Below are 7,764 nucleotides of genomic sequence, written 5' to 3'. Positions count from 1 at the left end.
ATCCACGGGGTGGGCGAGTAGCCCCTGACCGCTACTGATGGGCCGTCACCCGTACGGCCGTCAGCACGCGACGACACGCCGACGGGCATGGTCCGGTGGACGGGTGCAGACGACCCGAGCGCTCCTCCCCGAACCCGCCCGTCGCTTCGCCGCCTGGTGTGTCGTCCTGCTGCTCGCCGCGGGGGTCGCCGCTGTCGGCATCTGGCTGTGCGTCGTCTTCCAGACAGCCGTCACCCCCGTCCTGCTCGCGATCCTCGGCACCGCCCTCCTCGGGCCGCTCTACCGGCGGCTGCTCCGCATGAAGGTGCGGAGGGCGCTCGCCGCCGCGCTCACCGTCACCGCCGTCGTCGCGGTCGTCGGCGGAGCCACGTACATCGTCGTCCTCGCCCTCATCGAGACCGGCGACCAGATCGTCGCCTCGCTGCGGCAGGCCGCCGGCGACATCGCCGAGCACCTCGGCGCGGCCGGCACCTCCCTCGACGACCTCGCCAAGAACGCCGAAGGCCTCCTCAAGCAGTTCGGCGGCACCGCCGCCTCCGGAGTGATCAGCGGGCTCAGCGTCGTCGGCGAGATGATGGCCACCGCCGTCCTCGCCCTGCTGCTCATCTTCTTCTTCCTGAAGGACTCCGACCGGGCCGCCGGCGCCCTGCGCGCGCTCGCCCCCCGCGCCACCGGCGACACCATGGAGGCCATGGCCCGCCGGGCCTTCGAGGCCGTCGAGGGGTACATGCGCGGCACGACCTTCGTCGCCCTCGTCGACGCGGTCATCATCGGTACGGGGCTGCTCGTCCTGGACGTGCCAGGCGCGGTGGGACTGGCCGCGCTCGTCTTCGTCACGGCCTACATCCCGTACCTCGGCGCGTTCCTCTCCGGCGCCGTCGCCGTCCTCGTCGCCCTCGCCGACCGGGGCTTCGTCATCGCGCTGTGGGTGCTCGGCATCGTCCTCGCCGTCCAGGTCCTGGAGGGCAACGTCCTCCAGCCCCTCGTCCAGAGCAAGACCGTGCAGATGCACCCGGCCGTGGTCATGCTGGCGATCACGGCCGGCGCGTCCGTCGCGGGCATCCTCGGCATGCTGCTCTCCGTACCGCTGACCGCCGCCGCGACGGGCATCGTCGGCGAACTGCGGGCGCGGTACGGGACCCCCCGGGAGCCGGAGGCGACCGCGCCCCGCGCCTGAGAGCTGCCCGTTCGCGGTGACCGCGGGCCAGCCGTCCAGGCCGCCGCGCCCCGCGCTCCGCCTTTCAGGTGGCGGCGGGCTGGCCGCCCGGCTCGAAGGACGCCAGCATCTGCACCAGGGCCGCCTGATCGGGGCCGACGAACGGGTCCGTGTCCGGGGCCATCGAGATCGTGTCGATCAGCGGAGCCGTCATCCGGACCGCGGGCGGCAGATGCGTGGACAGCACGATCTCCGGAGCCATCTCCCGCAACGGATCCATCGTCGCCCGGTACTTGACCGGGTCCACGACGTGCACCCACGGGCTGTCCAGACTCGCCCACAGCAGCTGGGCCTGCCGCAGATCCTCGGGCTTGAGGTCGTTCGCGTGCCCGCTCTCCGCGATCTCGGCGGTCGGCATGGGCCCGCCGAAGCAGTCGGAGCTGAAGCAGAACCGGGTCTTCTCGTCGTAGAAGCCGACCGTGGCGGGGTTGTCGAAGAGCGGCGGCCTGAACGCGCGCAGCATGCGGTCGCCGACGTCGAGGGACTGCCCGGGGTTGAGGAAGTACAGACGGTCCATCGGCAGCGGGCGCTCCGTCGTCATGATCCCGGCGCCGATGAAGGTGGTGACGACCTTCGCCCGGGGCGCGGCCACGAGCAGGTCGAAGATGCCGCCCGTGTGGTCGCGGTCCGGGTGGGTGAGCCAGATCCAGAGGACGTCGGCCGGGTCGATGACCGAGCCGAGCGTGTTGACGAAGTTCCGGTCGGCTATCGAGAGCCCGGTGTCGATGACGACGGGCTCCGCGGCGGTGAGGACGTACGCGTTGACGGGGATGTGCCCGATCCCCGGGATCTCGAGGCTGTCGGCCAGCACGGTGGTGTCGCTGCCGACCTTGTGGGTGTCCATGGCATGCCTGCTCCGTGGTCCCCCCGCGCGGCCGTACCAGACCAGTCTGCGCCGTGGGAGGGGGCGGCGCGCGTTGGCGGGAGCGGAAGGCGGAGGCCATCCCGGCCCTCGTACGTCTTCGTGCGTCCTCGTGCGTCCTCGTGCGTCCTCGTACGTCCTCGTGCGTCCCCGTACGCCTCCACACGCGCATCGCCGCACGCCTTACCGCTACCCGCGGCAGCCCTTCCCCGAAGACGGTTCGTTCAGCTCGAACCAGATCGACTTGCCCTCGCCCCGCGGGTCGAAGCCCCACGCGTCCGCCAGCATCTCCATCAGGATCAGGCCGCGGCCGCTCGACGCCATCTCGCCCGGGTGCCGCTTGTGCGGCAGCTCGTCGCTCTGGTCGGAGACCTCGACGCGCAGCCGCCGCGACTCCTCGCCGCAGGCGACCTCGGCGACCAGGAGCGCGTCGCCGTCGGTGTGGACGAGGACGTTGGTGACCATCTCGGAGACCATCAGGACCGCCGAGTCGAGCTGGTCCTGGTCCGTCCAGTCGTGCAGGAGCTGCCGCATCTGCTCGCGCGCCTCGGCGATCCGCTCCGGCTCCGCCTGGGCGATCGTCATCAGCGTCCGGCGCGGGGCCTCCGGCAGCGCGCCCGCGGGCCGGCGGGAGAGCAGCAGGACCGCGATGTCGTCCTCGCGGCGGTCGGCGAGCGGCCCGGTCGTGTGGTGGGAGCCGGGCCCGTGCACCGCCTCCACCAGGGTGTCGGCGAGCTGCTCCAGGTCCTCGCCGTCGTGGGACTCCAGGAGCGCCTTGACCCGCTCCCAGCCGCTGTCCAGGTCGTGCCCGCCGGTCTCCAGGAGGCCGTCGGTGCAGATCATCAGGGTCTCGCCGGGCTCCAGGGTGAGCCGGGTCGTGGGGTAGTCGGTGTCGGGGTCGATGCCGAGCGGCAGACCACCGGCGGTGGGCCTGAGGAGAACCGTTCCGTCGTTCATCCGTACCGCCGGGTCGGGATGCCCGGCCCGCGCGATGTCGACCGTGCCCGTCTCCAGGTCGACCTCCAGGTAGAGGCAGGTGGCGAAGCGCGGGCCGCCGTTCTCCGCGTCGTCGCCGTCGGTGATCCCGTACAGGAAGCGCGAGGCGCGCGAGAGCACCGCGTCCGGCCGGTGGCCCTCGGAGGCGTACGCGCGCAGGGCGATCCGCAGCTGCCCCATGAGGCCGGCCGCCCGCACGTCGTGGCCCTGGACGTCGCCGATGACGAGCGCGATGCGCCCCGCGCCGTGCCCGCCGGAGCGGCTCGTGCCGCCGGGCAGCCGGATCATGTCGTACCAGTCGCCGCCGACCTGGAGACCGCCGCCGGTCGGCACGTACCGGGCGGCGACCTGGATACCGGGGATGCCGGGGCCGAGGACGGGCATCATCGTCCGCTGGAGCCCCAGGGACAGCTCGCGCTCCGACTCGGCCACCCCGGCGCGCGCGAGGGCCTGCGCGAGCATCCGCGCCACCGTCGTGAGCACCGAGCGCTCGTCGGGCGTGAAGGCGACCGGGTGCTTGAAGGCGGCCATCCAGGCGCCCATCGTGCGCCCGGCGACGACGAGCGGCACGAACGCCCAGGAGCGGCGGCCGAAGCGCTGGGCGAGCGGCCACGTCATGGGGTAGCGGCGCAGGTACTCGTCGGGCGTCGGCAGGTAGATCGCCCGCCCGGTCCGTACGACCTCCGCCGCCGGGTAGTCGGTGCCGACGGACATCGACGAGAACGGGCCCTCGTCGCCCTGGCTGTGCCCGTGGTGTCCGATGACGGTCAGCCGGTCGCCGGCCACGCCGAAGACGGCGAGCCCGTCCGGCGAGAAACCGGGCATCGACAGCGAGGCCGCCACCCGCAGCACCTCGGCGGTCGAGCGGGCCTCGGCGAGCGCCCGTCCCGCGTCGAGGAGGAAGGCCTCGCGGGAGCGGCGCCAGTCGCCGGTGATCGGGGTGCGCGCGGCGGTGCCGGGGAGCTGCTCGGCGACCTCCTGGAGGGTGCCGACGAGCTGGTAGTCGTTGCCCTCGATGAGGGGCTTGGACCTGCTCCGTACGGTACGGATCACCCGGCCGTGCTCGTCCATGATCCGAAGCCGGGCCTCGGCGAGGGTGCCCTCGGCGACGGCCAGATTGACGACGCCGTCGATCTCGTTCCAGTCGACCGGGTGAAATCGCGAGCGTACGGCCGCCTCGGTGAGCCGCACGGGCTCGGCGGGCAGCCCGAGCAGCCGGGCCGCTTCGGCGTCGAGCGAGACGATCCCGGACGCGTTGTCCCAGCGCCACAGGCCGGTCGCGATCGCGGCCAGGACGTCCTCGGTGCGCATTGCCCTACTTTATGAATATCGGACACCATGTCGCCACTGAGAGTATTCGAAAAGGGATCATGGGGCGGCCGGTACCCTGGGTGCGTCTGTCTGCGTGTCCTGTGACTTGCGTCCCGTGAGTGTGGGCGCGCGGCGACCCCCTCCAAGATCCCGAAGATCCCGATATCGAAGACTGGATGAACGACGATGCATCGGTACAGGTCCCACACCTGCGGCGAGCTCCGCGCCTCTGACGTCGGCACCGACGTCCGGCTGAGCGGCTGGCTGCACAATCGGCGCGACCTGGGCGGCATCCTCTTCATCGATCTGCGCGACCACTACGGCATCACGCAGCTCGTCGCCCGCCCCGGCACCGCCGCGGCCGAGGTCCTCGACAAGCTGACGAAGGAGACCGTCGTCCGTGTGGACGGCAAGGTCGTCTCGCGTGGCGCGGACAACGTCAACCCGGAGCTGTCCACCGGCGAGATCGAGATCGAGGCCGCCGAGGTCGAGGTCCTGGGCGCGTCGAAGCAGGTCCCCTTCACCATCAACACCGACGACGGCGTGAACGAGGAGCGGCGTCTGGAGTACCGCTTCCTCGACCTGCGCCGCGAGCGCATGCACCGCAACATCATGCTGCGCTCGGCCGTCATCGCCTCCATCCGTTCGAAGATGGTGGCCCTCGGCTTCAACGAGATGGCGACCCCGATCCTCGCCGCGACCTCCCCCGAGGGCGCCCGCGACTTCGTCGTCCCGTCCCGTCTGAACCCGGGCAAGTTCTACGCGCTGCCGCAGGCGCCGCAGCAGTTCAAGCAGCTGCTGATGATCTCCGGCTTCGACCGGTACTTCCAGATCGCGCCCTGCTTCCGCGACGAGGACGCCCGCGCTGACCGCTCGCCGGGCGAGTTCTACCAGCTCGACGTCGAGATGAGCTTCGTCGAGCAGGAAGACGTCTTCCAGCCGATCGAGAAGCTGATGACGGAGATCTTCGAGGAGTTCGGCGGCGGGCGTCACGTCACGTCCCCGTTCCCCCGCATCCCCTTCCGCGAGTCGATGCTGAAGTACGGCAACGACAAGCCCGACCTGCGTACGGCTCTGGAGCTCGTCGACATCTCCGACGTCTTCGAGGCGTCGGAGTTCAAGGCCTTCGCCGGCAAGCACGTCCGCGCGCTCGCCGTCCCGAACACCGGTGACCAGCCCCGCAAGTTCTTCGACGCGCTGGGCGACTTCGCGGTCTCCCTCGGCGCGAAGGGCCTGGCCTGGGTCCGCGTCGGCGAGGTCCCCCACAGCCTTGACGGCGTGGGAGGTGCCCCCATCGCCCTCACCGGCCCGATCGCCAAGTTCCTCACCGAGGAGAACGTCAAGGTCCTCACCGAGCGCCTCGGCCTGGAGCCGGGCCACGCGATCTTCTTCGGCGCGGGCGAGTTCGACGAGGTCTCCAAGATCATGGGCCCGGTCCGGGTCGAGGCCGCCAAGCGCGCCGGCCAGTTCGAGGAGAACGTCTTCCGCTTCGCGTGGATCGTGGACTTCCCGATGTACGAGCGGGACGAGGAGACCGGCAAGATCGACTTCTCGCACAACCCGTTCTCCATGCCGCAGGGCGGCCTTGAGGCCCTGGAGACCCAGGACCCGCTGGACGTCCTCGGCTGGCAGTACGACATCGTCTGCAACGGCATCGAGCTGTCCTCCGGCGCCATCCGTAACCACGAGCCCGAGATCATGTTCAAGGCCTTCGAGATCGCGGGTTACTCGAAGGAGACCGTCGAGCACGAGTTCGCCGGCATGCTCCGCGCCTTCGAGTACGGCGCCCCGCCGCACGGCGGCATCGCCCCGGGCGTCGACCGCATCGTGATGCTCCTCGCGGACGAGCCCAACATCCGCGAGACCATCGCCTTCCCGCTCAACGGCAACGCCCAGGACCTCCTGATGGGCGCCCCGACGGAGCTGGACGAGTCCCGCCTGCGCGAGCTGAACATCCAGCTCCGCAAGCCGGTCGAAAAGCCGACGGAGAAGCCGACGGAGGACCGCCCGATCACGGACGCGGTCCACCCGGACGCGGCGCGGTAGTCACTCACGTCCTGTCACTGAAGGGGCCCGGAACCGCACGACGGTTCCGGGCCCCTTCGGCATGCGTGACGGAGATCAGCGGAACCGCTCCTGGATCCCTGGAAGACGACCCGCGAGGCCGGACACGCCCTCCTTGTCACGCGACGAATAACTGGACGCCAGGTCGGTCGCCTGATCAGCATCAGTTCTCGGCCTCTTGGGTCGGGTTTCGCGATGTTCCGTACGAATTCGCTGAGTTGAATGGCGGGAATCGATATGGAGTGCGCAACCAATCACCCATATGAACGGTGCAGCTATTCTGTGCAAGTAGGTGACCCCGTCGAACGGACTATTGTCCGGCGACTCCGTCAGCGATGTCCGAAGGTCAGGAAGTAGCCGTCCTGTACGCGGAGACATGCGCGATGTGTGCACTGAGCGCGGCGGCGTTAAGCTCGACCGAAGGAGACCTGACCATCAATTCCACGCCGTTACCTGCGCTCATGGCCACGTCGACAACCGGGTCGGCCGTGAACCCACTCAACGAGACGTTCCGGACCCCGCCCAGGGTCAAGGTCACCTGGACGGTATTGAACCCTTGTGCAGCCCACTTCTTCGGAGGGTTTTCCGGGAAGGTCGGCATGTCGAACCGCAAGGACAGTGTCGGACCCTCTCGATTCAGGTCAACCGCGTGGAGCGGGACGGACACGAGTTCCGGTGGATTCCCATCGTAAATCCTCTCGATAGCCAAGGGGTTCGAGAGGAGTGAAGTCCAGCCCATCTGAGCCGCCTTTCAGTACTCGTAGTGCTTTGCTGTGCCGGGAACATGTCCGTTTCGGGGGTTCTCGATGGGTCGTACGTTCAGGTGTGGCCCTTGATCTCCCACGCCTCCCTCGCCGTAATAGTGACCAGCGGCATGGTCCTGAATTATCAAGCGGCTGCCGTCCTCGCGCTGGTAAATATACTCGCGCGTCATCACCGGTCGCCCATCGTCCGTCATTATTTGGCGACCATCGCGATCTGTCATCGGGGTCTTTCGGAATTCATCGGGGTGCTGGGACATGGGAATTCCCAGGTCGCGCTTGGCTTCTCGGAAGGCGGCATGTCTGCTCGGCGACTGTTTGTATTCAGGTACGTCGGGACATGGGGCGAGCCCGAGCGGATCGGCCCCTGTGTGGGGGTTGCCGACGTACGTCGCCGGGTTGTCTGCTGGGGCCAGGCCGAGGGGATCTTGGCTGAGATACCGGGCCGATTCCGGGTCGTATTGATCCGAAACGCTTTGAGTTCAGGCTCGTTGACGGTGTGTGAGTGATCTGGTGGGGGATGCGCGGGCCTGGTCGCCGGACGCGCAGGAGGC

General features: G+C 69.3%; 5 protein-coding genes and 1 pseudogene. 2 read left to right on the top strand and 4 right to left on the bottom strand.

Annotated features, from left to right (window positions below; all coding sequences use genetic code 11):
* Positions 1-103: 103 nt before the first annotated feature.
* Positions 104-1,177, top strand: coding sequence for an AI-2E family transporter (locus tag ACWFR1_RS36440; RefSeq protein WP_453559356.1), 1,074 nt, complete (start codon positions 104-106; stop codon positions 1,175-1,177).
* A 64-nt stretch (positions 1,178-1,241) separates the two neighbouring features.
* Here ACWFR1_RS36440 and ACWFR1_RS36435 read toward each other — a convergent pair whose 3' ends face one another.
* Positions 1,242-2,060 (bottom strand): MBL fold metallo-hydrolase, encoded by an 819-nt coding sequence (locus tag ACWFR1_RS36435; protein ID WP_453559354.1) that lies wholly within the window; start codon positions 2,058-2,060, stop codon positions 1,242-1,244.
* A gap of 207 nt (positions 2,061-2,267) precedes the next feature.
* Positions 2,268-4,385, bottom strand: a complete 2,118-nt coding sequence (locus ACWFR1_RS36430) for a SpoIIE family protein phosphatase (protein ID WP_453559351.1) — start codon at positions 4,383-4,385, stop codon at positions 2,268-2,270.
* Between the two features lie 186 nt (positions 4,386-4,571).
* On the opposite strand from ACWFR1_RS36430, the gene aspS reads away from it, so the two are divergent.
* Positions 4,572-6,431 (top strand): aspartate--tRNA ligase, encoded by a 1,860-nt coding sequence (gene aspS / locus ACWFR1_RS36425; RefSeq protein WP_453559348.1) that lies wholly within the window; start codon positions 4,572-4,574, stop codon positions 6,429-6,431.
* A gap of 364 nt (positions 6,432-6,795) precedes the next feature.
* Here the strand turns inward: aspS and ACWFR1_RS36420 are convergent, their stop codons facing one another.
* Together ACWFR1_RS36420 and ACWFR1_RS36415 are read right to left on the bottom strand one after the other, a co-directional pair.
* Complete coding sequence (locus tag ACWFR1_RS36420) at positions 6,796-7,188, bottom strand: Imm50 family immunity protein (protein WP_453559345.1); 393 nt, start codon at positions 7,186-7,188, stop codon at positions 6,796-6,798.
* 12 nt (positions 7,189-7,200) lie between these two features.
* Positions 7,201-7,671, bottom strand: a pseudogene (locus ACWFR1_RS36415) (HNH/endonuclease VII fold putative polymorphic toxin); the annotation flags it as partial.
* Between the last annotated feature and the right edge of the window lie 93 nt (positions 7,672-7,764).

Source organism: Streptomyces sp. NPDC055103, assembly GCF_053607625.1.
The sequence above is the reverse complement of the archived record's forward strand: the minus strand, read 5'-3'. Positions and strand labels throughout refer to the sequence as shown.

Excerpts from the sequence above, each read along its gene's own strand:
- ACWFR1_RS36435 (WP_453559354.1), bottom strand. The coding sequence starts at position 2,060 with ATGGACACCCACAAGGTCGGCAGCGACACCACCGTGCTGGCCGACAGC.
- ACWFR1_RS36430 (WP_453559351.1), bottom strand. The coding sequence starts at position 4,385 with ATGCGCACCGAGGACGTCCTGGCCGCGATCGCGACCGGCCTGTGGCGC.
- aspS (WP_453559348.1), top strand. The coding sequence starts at position 4,572 with ATGCATCGGTACAGGTCCCACACCTGCGGCGAGCTCCGCGCCTCTGAC.
- ACWFR1_RS36420 (WP_453559345.1), bottom strand. The coding sequence starts at position 7,188 with ATGGGCTGGACTTCACTCCTCTCGAACCCCTTGGCTATCGAGAGGATT.